General features: G+C 71.0%; 14 protein-coding genes. 3 read left to right on the plus strand and 11 right to left on the minus strand.

Features of this window, described 5'->3' with window-relative positions; translation table 11 throughout:
* The first annotated feature begins 38 nt into the window (after positions 1–38).
* Genes FNV62_RS38975 through FNV62_RS38985 form a run of 3 tightly spaced genes read left to right on the plus strand, consistent with a single transcriptional unit; the run spans position 39 to position 2,842 of the window.
* Positions 39–248 carry a ferredoxin gene (locus tag FNV62_RS38975; RefSeq protein ID WP_060896502.1) on the plus strand — a complete coding sequence of 70 codons (210 nt, stop codon included), beginning with the start codon at positions 39–41 and terminating at the stop codon, positions 246–248.
* Positions 238–1,611 carry an NAD(P)/FAD-dependent oxidoreductase gene (locus FNV62_RS38980; RefSeq protein ID WP_143603319.1) on the plus strand — a complete coding sequence of 458 codons (1,374 nt, stop codon included), beginning with the start codon at positions 238–240 and terminating at the stop codon, positions 1,609–1,611. The genes FNV62_RS38975 and FNV62_RS38980 overlap by 11 nt, the downstream gene beginning before the upstream one ends.
* Positions 1,612–1,642: 31 nt before the next feature.
* Entirely contained in the window at positions 1,643–2,842 is a 1,200-nt protein-coding gene (locus FNV62_RS38985; RefSeq protein WP_097286755.1) for a cytochrome P450, read from the plus strand.
* Positions 2,843–2,905: 63 nt separating this feature from the next.
* Here the strand turns inward: FNV62_RS38985 and FNV62_RS38990 are convergent, their stop codons facing one another.
* The 11 genes from FNV62_RS38990 to FNV62_RS39035 form a co-directional block, all read right to left on the minus strand.
* Entirely contained in the window at positions 2,906–3,682 is a 777-nt protein-coding gene (locus tag FNV62_RS38990; protein ID WP_143603320.1) for a GNAT family N-acetyltransferase, read from the minus strand.
* Positions 3,683–3,740: 58 nt separating this feature from the next.
* Positions 3,741–3,818 carry a 50S ribosomal protein bL37 gene (locus FNV62_RS58080; RefSeq protein ID WP_371651371.1) on the minus strand — a complete coding sequence of 26 codons (78 nt, stop codon included), beginning with the start codon at positions 3,816–3,818 and terminating at the stop codon, positions 3,741–3,743.
* 31 nt (positions 3,819–3,849) lie between these two features.
* A complete protein-coding gene (locus tag FNV62_RS38995) occupies positions 3,850–4,668 on the minus strand; it encodes an SDR family NAD(P)-dependent oxidoreductase (protein ID WP_143603321.1) in 819 nt (272 codons plus the stop codon).
* A 341-nt stretch (positions 4,669–5,009) separates the two neighbouring features.
* The gene (gene kdpB / locus FNV62_RS39000) at positions 5,010–7,163 is read right to left on the minus strand and encodes a potassium-transporting ATPase subunit KdpB (RefSeq protein WP_144315869.1); all 2,154 of its coding nucleotides are present in this window, start codon (positions 7,161–7,163) and stop codon (positions 5,010–5,012) included.
* 872 nt (positions 7,164–8,035) lie between these two features.
* Positions 8,036–8,365 carry a hypothetical protein gene (locus FNV62_RS39005; RefSeq protein ID WP_164404782.1) on the minus strand — a complete coding sequence of 110 codons (330 nt, stop codon included), beginning with the start codon at positions 8,363–8,365 and terminating at the stop codon, positions 8,036–8,038.
* Positions 8,366–8,479: 114 nt separating this feature from the next.
* A complete protein-coding gene (gene kdpA / locus FNV62_RS39010; protein WP_143603325.1) occupies positions 8,480–10,129 on the minus strand; it encodes a potassium-transporting ATPase subunit KdpA in 1,650 nt (549 codons plus the stop codon).
* Between the two features lie 2 nt (positions 10,130–10,131).
* Positions 10,132–11,019, minus strand: coding sequence for a potassium-transporting ATPase subunit C (locus FNV62_RS39015; RefSeq protein WP_143603326.1), 888 nt, complete (start codon positions 11,017–11,019; stop codon positions 10,132–10,134).
* A gap of 2 nt (positions 11,020–11,021) precedes the next feature.
* The gene (gene kdpB / locus FNV62_RS39020) at positions 11,022–13,187 is read right to left on the minus strand and encodes a potassium-transporting ATPase subunit KdpB (protein WP_143603327.1); all 2,166 of its coding nucleotides are present in this window, start codon (positions 13,185–13,187) and stop codon (positions 11,022–11,024) included.
* On the minus strand, positions 13,187–13,276 hold the full coding sequence (kdpF, locus tag FNV62_RS39025; protein ID WP_101913836.1) for a K(+)-transporting ATPase subunit F: 90 nt from the start codon (positions 13,274–13,276) through the stop codon (positions 13,187–13,189). The genes kdpB (FNV62_RS39020) and kdpF overlap by 1 nt, the downstream gene beginning before the upstream one ends.
* A gap of 134 nt (positions 13,277–13,410) precedes the next feature.
* On the minus strand, positions 13,411–14,775 hold the full coding sequence (gene lysA / locus FNV62_RS39030) for a diaminopimelate decarboxylase (protein ID WP_143628589.1): 1,365 nt from the start codon (positions 14,773–14,775) through the stop codon (positions 13,411–13,413).
* Between the two features lie 13 nt (positions 14,776–14,788).
* Complete coding sequence (locus FNV62_RS39035) at positions 14,789–15,205, minus strand: SAV_915 family protein (RefSeq protein ID WP_143603329.1); 417 nt, start codon at positions 15,203–15,205, stop codon at positions 14,789–14,791.
* Positions 15,206–15,726: the final 521 nt, after the last annotated feature.

Consider the following 15,726-nt stretch of genomic DNA (forward strand, 5'->3'; position numbering starts at 1 on the left):
CTGGATGAGGGGGTGAGGCCACGGAGGAGGTGGTGAGGATGCAGACCGTTGTGGATCTCACGCGCTGCCAGGGCTATGCGCAGTGCGTGTTCCTCGCGCCGGAGGTGTTCGAGCTGCACGGCGAGGAGGGATTGCTGTACGCCACGGCCGTCCCGGACGACCAGGTCGAGCACGTGCGCCAGGCCGCGGCGGCGTGCCCGGTCCAGGCCATCATCCTCGGTGAAGGGGTGAGCGCCGGTGCCCGGTGATCTGAGCGACGGCCGCATCGTGATCGTCGGCGCGTCGCTGGCAGGGCTCAGGGCCGCGGAGACGCTGCGCGAGGAGGGTTTCACCGGCTCACTGACCGTGGTGGGGGACGAGCCCTGTGCGCCCTACGACCGGCCACCGCTGTCCAAGCAGGTGCTGCTCGGCAAGGCGCCGGCGGACACCACGGCGCTGCCGATGCGCCGGGACCCGGACGCCGACTGGCGACTGGGAGTGGCCGCCACCGGCGTGGACCCCTTGGAGAAACGGGTGATGCTGGCCGACGGCGATTCGCTGCCGTACGACCGGCTGCTGATCGCCACCGGGACCCGGGCGCGCCCCTGGCCCAACCCGGACGAGGCCTCCCTGGACGGCGTGTTCACCCTGCGCACCAGTGACGAGGCCGGGAAGCTGGCCGAGCGGCTGGCCGCCGGGCCGGAGCGGGTGCTGGTGATCGGTGCCGGTTTCACCGGTTCGGAGATCGCCTCCGCCTGCCGGGAGCGGGGTATCGAGGTCACGGTCGCAGAACGCGGCCCCGCACCCCTGGTGGGCGCGCTCGGCGGCACCCTGGCGAAACTCGCGGCGGCCATGCACCGCAACCACGGCGTGGACCTGCGCACCGGGGTGACGGTCACCGCGCTGCGCGGGGACGGGAACGGCCGGTTCACCGGCGCGGACCTGTCCGACGGCAGTCGTGTCGAGGCGGATGTGTGCGTGGTGGCGTTGGGGGCGGTCCGCAACGTCGAGTGGCTGGCGGAGTCCGGGCTGGCGGCGGGTCCGCGCGGGATCGCCTGCGACGCCGGGTGCCGGGCCTTCAACATGTACGGGATAGTGACCGACGACGTCTTCGTCGCCGGTGACGTCTCCCGGTTCCCGCACCCGCTGTTCGGGTACCAGATGCTCTCCCTGGAGCACTGGGGCAACGCGGTCGAACAGGCCGAGGTGGCTGCCCACAACATGGTCAGCCCCGGGCCCCTGCGGCGCCCGCACCTCGCCGTCCCGACGTTCTGGTCGACCCAGTTCGGGCTCAACATCAAGTCGGTGGGCGTGCCCACCTACTCCGACCACGTGGTCATCGCCCAGGGCTCTCTGGAGGCGCGCCGTCTGGCGGTGGTCTACGGCTTCCAGGGACGGGTCACCGCCGCGGTCACCGTCGACATGGCCAAGTCGCTCGACTACTACAAGCACCTGATCGAGACGGCAGCTCCGTTCCCGCCCCCGCCCGGCGCGGCGGACCGCGCGATCGCGGCCGACGTCACGATTCCGTCCGACGTGCCCGATCCGAGCGGGCTGTCGCACGGCCCCACCGTGGCGCTCACCGGTCACCTGCCCGATCGACGACTGACAGTGGTGCAGCCCACGCGCTGACCCACGTCCCGCCCAACGACGAGGAGCCACCATGGCCTCCGAGACCTTGCTGGCACGGATCTCCGACTACGCGAACCGCCCCGACCCCTACCCGCTGTACGCGGAACTCCGCGAGGCCGGTCCCGTGGTGCGGCAGGCCGACGGCAGCTGTCTGATCGGCACCTACCACGAAATCGCCGCTCTGCTCCACGACCCGCGGATGAGTGCCGAACCGCGCAGCCGCACCGACTCGTCGTCGTCCGAGGAGACGAGGCGGCCGCCGTTCCTGCGGCTCGACGACCCCGAGCACCACAGACTGCGCACCCTGACCATGCGGCCGTTCGGGCCGCCGCACAGCCCCCGCCGGGTCGACGCCATGCGCGGCGAGATCGCCCACATCACCGGCGAACTGATCGAGGCGCTCCGGGACCGCGAGCAGATCGACGTCGTCGACGACTTCGCCTACCCCCTGCCCATCACCGTCATCTGCCGGCTGATGGGCGTCCCGCGCGAGGACGAGGCACTGTTCCAGGGATGGACCGACGTGATCGTCGCGTCCGCCGACATCGGGCCCGAAGAGGACACCACCGAACGGGACAAGGCGGGCCTGCAGGCCCGGCAGGAGATGGGCCGGTACCTGGTCGACCTCGCCGAACAACGCCGCGGCCGTCCCACCGGCGACATGCTCTCCGACTTCATCAACGAACCGGACCCCGCCCTGCGGCTCACCGTCGAGGAACTGGCGGAAACCACCATCCTGTTGTTCATCGCCGGACACGAGACCACGGTCAACCTGATCACCAACGGCGTCCTCACCCTGCTGCGCCGGCCCGACGAGCTGGACCGGCTGCGCCGCGAACCCGGCCTGCTGCCGCGCGCGGTGGAGGAGCTGCTGCGCTACGAACCCCCGGTCCACATGCGCGAGAGGATCCCTCTCGCCGACATCGACGTCGCCGGCACCACGATCCCCGAGGGCACGTCCGTCATCCTGGCGCTGGCCTCGGGCAGCCGCGACCCCAAGCGGTTCCACGAGCCCGACCGGTTCGACCCCACCCGCCCGGACAACGAGCACTTCGGCTTCGGCAGCGGGATCCATCTCTGCTACGGCGCACCACTCGCCCGTATCGAAGCCGAGACCGCGCTCGGTGCGCTGCTTCCCCACCTCGGCACGGCCCGCCTGGTCCAAGACCCGCCCCCCTACCGGCAGAACGCCATGCTCCGCGGACCCCGCCACCTGCCCATCCACCTGTGAGCCCCCCGCCGGCGCTCGACGCCGCCCGCCCGGCGTGATCCTGACGTACCGGCGAGGCGGCGGCTACGCGGTGAGGTGGTCGTGTCGCGCGGGACTTCCGGTCACGTAGTGCACGTACTCGCGCTCCAGTCGGAAACCGGCGGTCCAGGCGAGCAGGCGGCTGGGGCGGTTGTCGCGGGAGCAGGACCAGCTCGCGGTGTGGCCGCGGGCCGCGATGTCCGTGCACAGGGCGGTGACGCAGGCGAGGGCGAGGTGCTCGCGTCGGTGCTCGGGGACCGTGAGGCAGGCGATGTCCTCGTGTGTGCTGCTCAGGAGGTAGGCACAGGCGACGGCGAGGACGCGGTCCTTGTGGAGGGCGACCCAGCCGAGACCGGAGGCCGCGAGAGCGGTCGGTCCGCCCCATGTGCCGTGGATCCAGGCCGCGTCGGTGCCGAGTCCGGCGAGGGCCGGGGCGTGCTCGGGTGTCAGCCGCCGCACCGTCACGCCCCACGGGAGACGGGGTGTCGAGGAGGGTGGCGTGCGCTGTACGTACACCATGCGCTCCCACGGGGTGACCCGGTCGAAGGTCGTGGCGAGGACGGGCAGAAAGCGGTCGTGCGCGTCGATCCAGCAGTCGGCCAGCGGCGTGAGGTCGCCGGCGGTGAGGGCGTCCGGGTCACCACGCAGCAGCGCGTGGTCGGCGCAGCGTACGGCGACGGTGCGCGGGTGTACCGCCCGGTCGGCCCACCATTGCCCGGTCCCGGTGGCCAGGGCGTGCTCGGCGAGGGCGGCGGGACCGGGCGCCGCGGCGGGGAACCACCGGGAGAGGGCGGGGATTTGGTGGGGGAGGAGCTGGATCACGGGTTGCCTTTCACGGGGTACGGGGCGACCCCGGTGTGTCCTGGGTCGCCCCTGGGGCTCAACGCTGACCGGCCTTGCGGCCGTGGTTCGCCTTGTTCTTGCGGCGGGCCCTCTTCTTGCGGGTGCGCTTCGACATGGACATCAACTCCGTGGTGTGGAAGGGAAGTTCAGGTGGTGCGGCCGACGAGCAGGTCGGCGAGCCTGTTGAGGCGCTTGATCGTGCGGTCCTCGGTGGCGACCGGGGCCGGTGCGACGCGCTCGGCGCGGTCGTAGTAGGCGCCGTTGACGATCTCGACGGCCGGGTCGCAGAGCCGGGCCACGTGCGTGGCGCTTTCGGCGGGCGTGATGCCTTCGTGGGCGTACAGCGGCATCAGCGCCGTGTCGCAGACGCCGGGGTGGACGGAGACCGCGGTGACGCGCGGGTCGGCGGCGAAGACGGTGAGCGCGAGCTGTGACTGGGCGTAGGCGGCGAGCCGGGAGTAGCGGCGGGCGCGCTGGGGGTCGTTCCACTGGATGTTCGCGGTGCGGTGCAGGGACGACGAGACGTTGACGACTCGGCCGCCGGGGTCGCTGGTGAGCGCCGGCTCCAGCAGGCGGGTCAGGAGGTAGTGGGCGAGGAAGTTGACCTGGAAGGCGATCTCGTTGCCGTCCGTGGTGACGGTGTGCCGCTCGGGCGCCGCGATGCCCGCGTTGTTGACGAGCACGTCGAGATGCGGGTGCTGGGCGACGACCTGGTTCGCCAGGGACTCGACCTCGTCGAGGTGTGTGAAGTCGGCCGCTACAGGGTGGAGTCGGGCGGCGTCGATGCCTGCCGTGGCGATCAGACGGTCGGCGGCGGCACGCGCCTCCTCGGCGGTGCGGCCGTGCAGCAGCACGGTGGCACCGCGTGCGGCGAGCTGCCGGGCGGTCTCCAGGCCGATGCCGGTGGTGGCCCCCGTGACGAGGACGGTGCGGCCGGGAAGAGGGGAGAGGTCTTGGTCAGACATGGTCCATCCGGGGTTGCGGGCACGTCGGCGGCCCCGGCGCGGGGACGCCGGACAGGTGCGGATACGAAGGACGGGGCGCCGGAACGAATCACGGCGCCCCGAGGGCCACGGACGACGCGTCGACGTCAGCGGAGAGCGGACGCGGGCGTTTCCGGGCAGCGAGGCGCACGACGGGTCGCGCCGGGACTCGGCGGCCGGTCGAAGAGAAGCCATGCGCTGTTCACAGGACCCATGGAAGCCGTCCCGCACGCCCCGGACAAGCGCAACTCCCCTTCCCATACGCGCCCCTGACGTGCACGGACGCTTCCCTGACGGACTCCGCCCGGCCGGCCGGAGCGTCCTCATCCCAGCCCGGGCACCGCGGAGATCACCAGGTCGATCAGTTTGATGCCGACGAAGGGCAGGACGAGCCCGCCGAGGCCGTACAGCATGAGGTTGCGCCGCAGCAGGTCGTGTGCCGACGACGGCGTGTAGCGCACGCCCCGCAGCGCGAGCGGAATCAGCGCGACGATGATGAGCGCGTTGAAGATGATTGCCGAGGTGATCGCGGAGGTGGGGCTGTGCAGGCCCATGATGTTGAGCGACTTCAGGCCCGGGTAGGCGCCCGCGAACATCGCCGGGATGATCGCGAAGTACTTCGCCACGTCGTTGGTGATGGAGAACGTCGTCAGCGCGCCCCGCGTGATCAGCAGTTGTTTCCCGATCTCGACGATCTCGATGAGCTTCGTCGGATTGGAGTCCAGGTCGACCATGTTCCCGGCCTCCTTGGCGGCCGCGGTGCCGGTGTTCATGGCCACGCCGACGTCGGCCTGTGCCAACGCCGGCGCGTCGTTCGTGCCGTCCCCGGTCATGGCGACGAGCTTGCCGCCCTCCTGCTCCCGTTTGATCAGCGCGAGCTTGTCCTCGGGGGTCGCCTCGGCCAAGTAGTCGTCCACACCCGCCTCTTCGGCGATGGCACGGGCGGTGAGCGGGTTGTCGCCGGTGATCATCACCGTGCGGATGCCCATGCGGCGCAGCTCGGCGAAGCGCTCGCGGATGCCGTCCTTGACGACGTCCTTCAAATGGATCAGGCCCAGTACCCGCGGCCCGTCCCAGTCGTGCACGGCCACCAGGAGCGGAGTGCCGCCCGATCCGGCCACGGAGACCGTCAACGACCGTGCCTCGGACGGGACATGGCCGCCGTACATCTGAACCCACTCGATGACCTCCTGGGCGGCGCCCTTGCGGATCGCGCACACCGCACCGTTGTCCCAGCGCAGATCGACGCCGCTCATCCGCGTCTGGGCGGTGAACCTCACCCACCGAACATGGCTCAACTCGCCCTCGGCGGGCGCCCGTAGCCCGTACCGCTCCTTCGCCAGTACGACGACGGAGCGGCCCTCCGGTGTCTCGTCGGCCAAGGACGACAGCTGGGCGGCGTCGGCGAGTTGGCCTTCCGTGATGCCGGGCAGCGGCACGAACGCGGCGGCCTCGCGGTTGCCGAGGGTGATGGTGCCGGTCTTGTCGAGGAGCAAGGTGCCCACGTCGCCGGCGGCCTCGACCGCGCGGCCGGACATGGCGAGGACGTTGCGCTGGACGAGGCGGTCCATGCCCGCGATGCCGATCGCGGACAACAGCGCGCCGATCGTCGTGGGGATGAGGGTGACGAGGAGGGCGACGAGGACGGTGGTGGACTGGGCGGCGTCGGCGTACTCGGCCATCGGCTGGAGGGTGACGACGACCAGGAGGAAGATGATCGTGAGCGCGGCGAGCAGGATGTTCAGCGCGATCTCGTTCGGGGTCTTCTGGCGCGAGGCCCCCTCGACCAGAGCGATCATCCGGTCGAGGAAGGAGTGGCCCGGGCGGGCGCTGACACGGACGACGATGCGGTCGGAGAGGACGGTCGTGCCGCCGGTGACGCCGCTGCGGTCGCCGCCCGATTCGCGGATGACGGGTGCGGATTCCCCTGTGACGGCGGATTCGTCGACGGCCGCGACACCGTCGATGACATCGCCGTCCGCCGGTATCAGCTCGCCCGCCTCGACCAGGACGACGTCGAGCGGTTTGAGGTCGGTGGCGGCCACGGCCTCCGTCTCGGCGTGCCGCGGGTCGATGCCGTAGTTCCAGTGGCGCAGGCGGAGCGCGACCGTGTCCGTACGGGCTCTGCGCAGCGACTCGGCCTGTGCTTTGCCGCGGCCCTCGGCGACGGCCTCCGCGAGGTTGGCGAAGATCACCGTCAGCCACAGCCAGGCGCTGATCACCCAGGTGAAGACGGCGGGGTGGAGGACCGCGGACAGGGTGGTGAGGACGGCTCCGACGGAGACGACGAACAGCACGGGGTTCTTGACCAGGACCCGCGGGTGCAGTTTGCGCAGCGCCTCGGGGAACGACTGCACGAGCTGCGCCGGCTCGAACAGCCCGCTCGGTGCCCGGCGCTTCGCCCCTCCGTCCGGTCCGGGCCGGGGGGTGCGCCGAGGGCGGGACGGCGGGGCTTGCTGAGGAGCGGCGGAGAACATGGGGACCTTCGTGCCTCGGTGAGGAGCCGGACCCACGCGCACGGAGGCACGTCGGCGACCGGTCGGGCTGACAGAGCGTGTGGTGGCCGCCGGGCTCCGCGGTGCCGGGGTCACGGCACCGCGGAGCTGCGCACGGGCGTCGGTGGCGCGATGACGACGAGAACGCCGCCGCGTGCTCGGCCGCCGGGAGGCCATTCGGATGCCTTCGGGTGAGGAAGGCGGCCGAGGGTGCTTCCGGGGTGAAGCCGTCAGTCACCGACGTCCGAGGCCTCTCCGGCGGCCGAGGGGAAATCTAGCCCGGCCACGCCTTCGAACCGCACGGCCGAGCATGGAATTTGCGCCTCTCTTACGCCCGGTCGGAGGGCGACATCAAGGCCCCGCCAAGGTCACCCGAGAAAGCGTCAGGAGACCATCAACGGACGACGTCGGCGGCCGAAACCGGTTCCAGACTGACCGACACGGGGACACGGTCGACCGTCCGCGGCGTGACGTCGGAGGGCTCGTGACTGTCACGGCCGGTACGAGGCGCAGTCCTGAGGCGGGGACCGGGACTGTCACGCAGCCGCAGCCGCAGCCGCAGCCGCAGCCACGGTGAGAACACGGACCGGTCGTCCCGCCTGGGGGGAGCCAGGTCCGCGACCCGGAGGGGGGTCGCGGCCGGGCCCCCGGGGGCCGTCGCCCCCGTCGCGAGGCCGTGGCCGCGTGGGCCGCTCGGCGCCGCCGCTACTGGGCCTTCCTGCCCGCGCGGCTGCGCCTCCTGCGCGTGGCCACGGCCTCGCTCGCCGCGACCAGCACCTGGGACCTGGGACGTTTTGTCGCTGCTGTACTCGCCGCGCGTCATCTGCGGGTGCGGGTGAAGCCGACGTCTCAGGTCAGGCCAGGGCCGTTACGATCGCGGCACGCAGGTCCTGATGGGCGTCTGCCGGCAGGCAGGCCGTGACCATTTCGCGCGCCGTGGGGTGCCCTGTTCTTGCAGGTCCCGGGCGATGACGTCGTTGAATGTCACCAACTTCACGGGCCAACCTCCTTCCTCGTCGGATGACATGAGGCGAACCGCGCGGAGCGCGGCCTGCGGCTCGTGCGGTCACGCGGTCGGCCCGCGACGAGAACCGTGTCGACCAGGCGTGACCGGCCGCGACGATCGTGCCGGCCGGATCGGTGACCGGGACCACGGTGATGTCGTCGGCGCGCAGCAGGATCACGCCGGCGTCCTTGCCGGGCGTGAGGCTGCCCGTGCGGGCGGTGTGCCGCGGCACACCGCCCGCACGGGCAGCAGTGCGCGAGCGGAGCCGAGGGTGCCCCGCCGCGCCGGGCCGCTACAGCAGGCCGTCGGCGATGGTCCCGAGGGACAGCGCCGGAAGGAAGTTGAGCAGTGCCAGGACGACGGCCGCGGCGGTGGCCAGGACGACGAAGTTGACGCCCTGGGCGCGCAGCGTGCCGACCGTGACGACGCCGGGCTGCTGCTTGGCGAGGCGACCGGCCAGGGCCAGGACGCAGACGATCGGGAGATACCGCCCTGCCAGCATCGCGAACACCATCAGCAGGTTGTGGAAGTCGGTGGCGCCGTTGAAGCCGGCCATCGCGCTGCCGTTGCTGTTGGTATTGCTGGTGTACGCGTAGATGAGTTCGGTCAGGCCGTGTGCCCCAGGGTTCCCCATGGAGGTCTGGCCGTCGTCGAAGGCGAGCGCGACACCCGTGCACGCGAGGATCACGGTCGGCGGGATCAGCGCGTACACGACCACCCACCGCATCTCCCCGTACCCGATCCGCTTGCGCAGGTACTCGGGCGTGCGGCCGACCATCAGACCGCCGATGAAGACGGCCACCAGGACCACCATGATCAGGCCGTAGAGCCCGCTGCCGGTGCCGCCGGGGGCGATCTCGCCGAGCATCATCGCGGACAGCAGCACACCGCCGCCGAGGCTGGAGAAACTGTCGTACGAGGAGTTGGCCGCGCCGTCCGCGGAACCCGTGGCCCCCACGCCGAAGAGTGTCGAGCCGGGGATCCCGAAGCGGGTCTCGGTGCCCTCGTACGGTCCGCCGACCGCCTGGGTGACCGTGCCGGTGTGGGCGCTCTGCGCGAGTGTGCCCGCGGCGAGGAGCAGGCCGAAGAGGATGCCGACGACCGTGAGCAGGGTCCAGCTCTGCTTCAGGCTGCCGATCATCCGGCCGAACATACGGACGCAGGCCGTCGGGATGAGCAGCATCAGCACGATCTCGAAGGCGTTGGTCCAGGCGCTCGGGTTCTCGAAGGGGTGGGCGCTGTTGGCGTTGAAGACGCCACCGCCGTCACCGGTGAACAGCTTGATCGGCTCCCAGGAGCCCACCGGCCCGTCGAGAATCGTCTGCTTGCCGCCCGCGACCGTGGTGAAGGTGTGTCCGCCGCCGAGGCTCTGGATGACACCGCCCGCCATCAGGATCAGGCCGCCGAGGACGGCCATCGGGACCAGGATCCGGAAGATCGTACGCAGCAGGTCGACCCAGAAGTTGCCGAGGTCGTCCGTGGACCGCCGGACCAGGCCCCGGACCAGCGCGAGAGCCACGCAGATGCCGACCGCCGCCGACGCGAACGCCTGGACGCCCAGGCCCGCCATCACGGCGAGATGTCCGGTGGTGGACTCACCGGCGTAGTTCTGCCAGCTGGTGTTGGTCGTGAAGGAGACGGCGGTGTGCAGCGCGAGCCGCCACGGCATGCCCTCGTGCCCGGTCGACCAGGGCAGCTTGCCCTGCAGGGTGAACAGGGCGAAGAGTGCCGCGATGCTCATGACGGAGAAGGCGAGCAGCGCGGTGAGGTAGTGCCGCCAGGTCTGCTCCTTGTCCGGGTCGATGCCGCAGACGCGATAGAGGGTCTTCTCTCCCCACCAGTGCTTTCCCCCGTCGAGCGCGCGGGCCATGTGGTCGCCGAGCGGGACGTGCAGTCCCACGACCACGGCGAGAATGATCGATGCCTGGATCCAGGCCGCCATGATCAGGCTCCCTGCTTCGGAGACGACGCGGATGTCGCGGTCGTCGGGTACTTACGGTCGAGCGCGATGTTCAGCTCGACGACATTGACGCCCGGCTCACCGAGCACACCGAGCGCACGCCCGGTGGTGTACTTCGCGATCAGCCCCCGTACGTCGGCCACGCTCGCGCCCCGCTCATGCGCGACGCGCGGCGCCTGGAGATTCGCGTACGCCGGGCTGATGTGCGGGTCGAGACCACTGCCGCTCGCGGTGACCGCGTCGGCGGGGACGACCGGGTTCGCCGGGGCGTCACCACGCACGGGGACGGTCACGGCGTGGCTGTAGTCCGCGCCGGGCTTCGCGCACGAGACACGAACTCCCTTGTACGTGGCGACGAACGGCCGTGCTGGGCAGGCCTGGTCGAGGCTGACCACCTTGGTGATACGGCCGCTCGTGCCACCCTCGTGGAAGACGCCGAGGACCGCGCCGACGCCGTCGTCCGTGCAGTACGGACGCGAACCGTCGACGCCTTCGAGGTCGCCGACCGCCTTGCTGCGCCCGCACACCAGGGTGAGCAGGCTCGGCTTGTCCGTGGTGTCGACGACGGACTCGGGGCCCTGGTTGCCGGCCCCCGACGCCGTGGCGTCGTATCCCGTACCGGCGTTGGAGGGCCGGGACTGGAAGTACCTCTTGACCGGGTTGCCCTTGGCGTCGGTGAAGGACTGGCCGATGAGCGAGGACCCGGCCGGTCTGCCGTCGGCGCCGGTGATCTCCGACCTGCCGTCGAGTCCGGGGACTTGGGCCGCCGCCACCATGGCCAGCGGATAGGCCAGGCCGGTCAGGAGCGTCAGGACGAGGACCACCCGGAGCGCTGCGACGTGCTGGGCGGGCCAGTGCGGGATGCGTGTCATGGTCAGATCCCCGGGATGAACTGGACGAGGGCGAAGTCGATGAACTTGATGGCCAGGAACGGGGCGACCACGCCGCCGAGTCCGTAGATCCACAGGTTGCGGGTGAGCAGGGCAGAGGCTGAGGAAGGCCGGTAGCGGACACCGCGCAGGGCGAGCGGGATCAGCGCCACGATGACCACCGCGTTGAAGACGACCGCGGAGAGGATCGCGGACAGCGGCGAGTGCAGGGCCATGATGTTGAGCCGGTCGAGCCCCGGGTACACCGCGGCGAACATCGCGGGCAGGATCGCGAAGTACTTGGCGATGTCGTTGGCGATCGAGAAGGTGGTGAGCGCGCCTCGGGTGATGAGGAGCTGCTTGCCGATCTCGACGATCTCGATGATCTTCGTGGGGTCGGAGTCGAGGTCGACCATGTTGCCGGCCTCCTTGGCGGCCGACGTACCCGTGTTCATCGCGACGCCCACGTCCGCCTGCGCGAGCGCCGGTGCGTCGTTCGTGCCGTCGCCCGTCATCGCGATGAGGTGACCGCCGGCCTGCTCCCGCTTGATCAGCTCCAGCTTGTCCTCGGGCGTGGCCTCGGCCAGGAAGTCGTCGACGCCCGCCTCCTCGGCGATCGCCTTGGCGGTCACCGGGTTGTCACCGGTGATCATCACCGTACGGATGCCCATCCGGCGCAGCTCGTCGAAGCGTTCGCGCAGACCCGGCTTGACGACGTCCTTGAGGTGGACGACACCGAGTACTTCGGCCCCGCCGTCGCTCGTTGACTGCGCCACGGCCAGCGGCGTGCCGCCCGACGCGGAGACCTGCTGGACGGTCGCCTCCAGCGCGAGCGGAACCTCGCCGCCCTGCTCACGCACCCACACCGTGACCGATGCCGCCGCGCCCTTGCGCAGCCGCCGGCCGCTGGGAAGGTCGACTCCCGACATACGGGTGGCGGCGGTGAACGGCACCCACTCGGCGCCGTTCGCGACCCGCTCGGTCAACTCGTGCTTCTCGTAGGCGAACTCGACGATGGTACGACCCTCGGGCGTCTCGTCGGCCAGGCTGGAAAGGAGCGCGGCCTGCGCCAGCCGCTCCATGGGGACCGCCCCGACCGGGAGGAACGCGCTCGCCCGCCGGTTGCCGAAGGTGATCGTGCCGGTCTTGTCGAGCAGCAGGGTGTTGACGTCACCGGCCGCCTCGACCGCCCTGCCGGACATGGCCAGGACGTTGCGCTGCACCAGCCGGTCCATGCCCGCGATGCCGATCGCCGAGAGCAGTGCGCCGATCGTGGTCGGGATCAGACAGACGAGCAGCGAGACCAGCACGATGGCGGTGACACCGTTCGCGGTCAGCGCCGCGGTGTCGTGCGCGGCGGCCATCGCGTCCTTGGAGAAGATCGCCATCGGCTGCAGGGTCACGACCGCGACCAGGAAGACGAAGGTCAGCATGACCAGCAGCAGGTTCAGCGCCAGCTCGTTGGGGGTCTTCTGCCGGTTGGCGCCCTCGACCAGGGCGATCATCCGGTCCAGGAAGCTCTCCCCGGGCTCCTGGGTGATCCGGACGACGAGGTGGTCGGAGAGCACCCGAGTGCCACCGGTGACCGCGCTGCGGTCGCCGCCCGACTCGCGGATGACCGGCGCGGACTCACCGGTGATCGCCGACTCGTCGACGCTCGCCGCGCCCTGGATGACGTCGCCGTCGCCGGGGATCAGCTCCCCGGCCGGTACGGACACGATGTCGCCGCGCCTCAATTCGGAGGCGGCGACGGCCTCTTCGAGGTAGGCGTCCTGAGTCGCCCCGGGCTCCCAGCCCGCGAGCCGCCAGGCGGTGGTCTGCTGCCGGGTCCTGCGCAGCGAGTCGGCCTGTGCCTTGCCGCGGCTCTCGGCCACGGCCTCGGCGAGGTTGGCGAAGACCACCGTCAGCCACAGCCAGCCGGTGATCAGCCACCCGAAGAGGCTGGGGTGGACCACCGCGATACCCGTGGTCAGCGCGGCACCGACCTCGGTCACGAACATGACCGGGTTACGGAACAGGGTGACCGGATTCAGCTTGCGCAGCGCCTGGGGAAGCGCGCGCCACAGCTGCGTCGGATCGAGCATTCCGGCGCCGATCCGGCGCACCTGCCCCGGGCCGGGCGGAGGGGAGTCCGGTACGGGCGCGGGCCGGGTCTCGACGGGAGCGGACATCAGAACTTCTCCGGCTTGATCAGGGCGACGATCAGGTAGGCGAGCAGGGAGACGGCCACGATCAGGCCGACGGTGTTTTCGACGGTCATCGAGACCTCGTCCTCACACAGAGAGGGATGCGGATAGGGGGGTGTTCAGTGATCTTTCGGACTGCCCGTGGTGCACAGCGGGCAGCCCTCCGCCGAGGGGGAGTTCGGCGGAGGTCCAGGGAAGGGACGCGGCGCTACAGTCCGATGTCCCGGCGGCTCATGTCGTCCAGCGACTCACGGCGTACGAGCACACGCGCGATGCCGTTGGAGACCGCGACCACCGGCGGGCGGCCCACGAGGTTGTAACCGGACGCCATGGACAGGTGGTACGCGCCGGCCGCCGGGACGGCGAGGAGGTCACCGGGGCGTACGTCGCCGGGCAGCGCCACCTCGTCCGCGAGGATGTCGCCGGCTTCGCAGTGGCGGCCGACGACGGTGGCGAGGCGGGGCGGCGTGGAGGAGGGGCGGCCGATGAGCCGGGGCGCGTACCGCACCCCGTACAGCGCGGGCCTGGGGTTGTCGCTCATACCGCCGTCGACCGCGACGAACGTACGCCCCGCTGTCCGCTTGACCGCGAGGACCCGGTACACGGCGACGCCCGCGGGTCCGACGATCGCCCGCCCCGGCTCCAGGGTGAGCCGGGGTACGGGCAGGCCGGTGCGCGCGCATCCGTCTTCGAGTTCGGCGCGGACCCGGCCGGCCAGCACACCCACGTTGAGGCTCTCCTCGCCGGGGCGGTAGGCGATGGCGTGGCCGCCGCCGATGTTCAGCTGGGGGAGGGTGATGCCGTGCTGGTCGCGGATGCGGGCCATCAGCCCGACCATGCGTCGGACCGCGGCGACGTAGGGCTTGAGGGTGGTGACCTGGGAGCCGATGTGGCAGTGCAGGCCGACGAGTTCGAGGTGTGGCTGGTCGAGTATGCGGGTGACGGCGTGTTGTGCGGAGCCGTCGGTGAGGGAGAGGCCGAACTTCTGGTCGTCGGTGCCGGTGCGTATTTTGGTGTGTCCGCCGGCGGCGATGCCGGGTGTCACGCGGACCATGACGGGCTGGCGGGTGCCGGGGGGTGTGAGGGCGGCGAGGCGGGTGATCTCGGAGGTGCTGTCCACGACGATGCGGCCGACGCCGAGGCGCAGGGCGGTGCTGAGGTCTTCGGGGCTTTTGGCGTTGCCGTGGAGCACGATTTTCTCGGGTGGGAAGCCGGTGGTGACGGCGAGTGCGAGTTCTCCGGCGGAGCAGACGTCGAGGCCGAGGCCTTCTTCCTGGATCCAGTGGGCCATGGCCCGGCACAGGAATGCTTTGGCGGCGTAGAGGATGTCGGCGTCGGGGAACGCGGTGCGGTAGGCGCGGCAGCGCTCGCGGACTTCCTGTTCGTCGAGGAGGTAGAGGGGGGTGCCGAAGCGGTCGGCGGCCTCGGTGAGGGAGACACCGCCGACGGAGACGTCTCCGTGGGGTTCGGGGCGGGCGGAGCGGGGCCAGACGGAGAGGCCTTCGGCGTCGCCGAGGATCCGGGACAGTTCCTGGGGGACCGACGGCAGGGACGAGGAAAGAGAAACGGTCATGGCGGGCGTCTCCTCAGCCGATCAGCAGGTTCAGGCATGCGACGACGGCGGCGGCGCCGGTCACCCGCAGGGCGCCGACGTGCTGGGGATGCCAGCGGCGCCAGGAGTTCTCGCGTTCTCGGGCCGTGGCCGCGGTGCGGTCGGCCGCAGGTGCGGAGAGCTGCGGGTCGATGGTGAGGGTGGTGACGCCCAGGGGCGCGGCGAGGGCGCGCAGCGCGGGTTCGCAGAGCCGTATGCAGGCCTGGTCCGTGCCGAGCGTGGCGGTGAGCCTGGCCGCCGAGGTGAAGCCGACGGCCGTACGGCCGCCCAGGGGGGTGCGGAAGAACCGGGCCGTGCAGCCCGCGGGCCCCGACCGGACAGGAACGAAGAGAAGTCCGGCCGGGAAACGTTCGGAAGGCTCCGGGTCTTCGGAATGCTCGACTGGAGACATGGTGTGGCTCCTCGAAGAAAGCGACGTGCGCCGCCCGGTCGGATCGGCCGGGCGCTTCGATGAAGCTATGCCCGCCCCATCGGGTACGGGGCCCCTCACTGACGGATGCTTGACGGGAAGCCCCCGACCCATAACGCGACGCTGATGGGCAGGAGGATGCCTGGTCAGCGGCGCGTCCAAGGCTGCGGGCGAAACCGCATCGGGGCTGCCCTCGGCCGCTGGCGGGCAGGACGGGGCAGATCACCGAGGTGCCACGGCACGACAAGGCACCCGACGCGGTGGTCCACAGCGTGGACGGGCGCGTACGGGATCGAGCCGGCGAACATGCTGCCCGGAGCGTCGCGTCGCGGGCGGCGCGGACTCCCCGACCGGCCACCGAGTTCCAGGACCACCCAGCCGCGTGCTCTGACGGGCGGACCAAGGGGCGTCACCGAAGGTTTCGGTGACGCCCCTGATGTGTCGATCGGCAGAGATGCTTTCGTGTATCCCGCACCTTGATCCACCGGCTGGGGGTGGGCCCG

Source organism: Streptomyces sp. RLB3-17, assembly GCF_007113425.2.
GTDB classification, from domain to species: domain Bacteria; phylum Actinomycetota; class Actinomycetes; order Streptomycetales; family Streptomycetaceae; genus Streptomyces; species Streptomyces mirabilis_D.

Bases quoted from the DNA above. Each gene is read 5' to 3' on its own strand.
- FNV62_RS38975 (WP_060896502.1), top strand. From the start codon at position 39: ATGCAGACCGTTGTGGATCTCACGCGCTGCCAGGGCTATGCGCAGTGC.
- FNV62_RS38985 (WP_097286755.1), top strand. From the start codon at position 1,643: ATGGCCTCCGAGACCTTGCTGGCACGGATCTCCGACTACGCGAACCGC.
- FNV62_RS58080 (WP_371651371.1), bottom strand. From the start codon at position 3,818: ATGTCGAAGCGCACCCGCAAGAAGAGGGCCCGCCGCAAGAACAAGGCG.
- FNV62_RS38995 (WP_143603321.1), bottom strand. From the start codon at position 4,668: ATGTCTGACCAAGACCTCTCCCCTCTTCCCGGCCGCACCGTCCTCGTC.
- kdpB (WP_144315869.1), bottom strand. From the start codon at position 7,163: ATGTTCTCCGCCGCTCCTCAGCAAGCCCCGCCGTCCCGCCCTCGGCGC.
- kdpA (WP_143603325.1), bottom strand. From the start codon at position 10,129: ATGGCGGCCTGGATCCAGGCATCGATCATTCTCGCCGTGGTCGTGGGA.
- FNV62_RS39015 (WP_143603326.1), bottom strand. From the start codon at position 11,019: ATGACACGCATCCCGCACTGGCCCGCCCAGCACGTCGCAGCGCTCCGG.
- kdpB (WP_143603327.1), bottom strand. From the start codon at position 13,187: ATGTCCGCTCCCGTCGAGACCCGGCCCGCGCCCGTACCGGACTCCCCT.
- kdpF (WP_101913836.1), bottom strand. From the start codon at position 13,276: ATGACCGTCGAAAACACCGTCGGCCTGATCGTGGCCGTCTCCCTGCTC.
- lysA (WP_143628589.1), bottom strand. From the start codon at position 14,775: ATGACCGTTTCTCTTTCCTCGTCCCTGCCGTCGGTCCCCCAGGAACTG.
- FNV62_RS39035 (WP_143603329.1), bottom strand. From the start codon at position 15,205: ATGTCTCCAGTCGAGCATTCCGAAGACCCGGAGCCTTCCGAACGTTTC.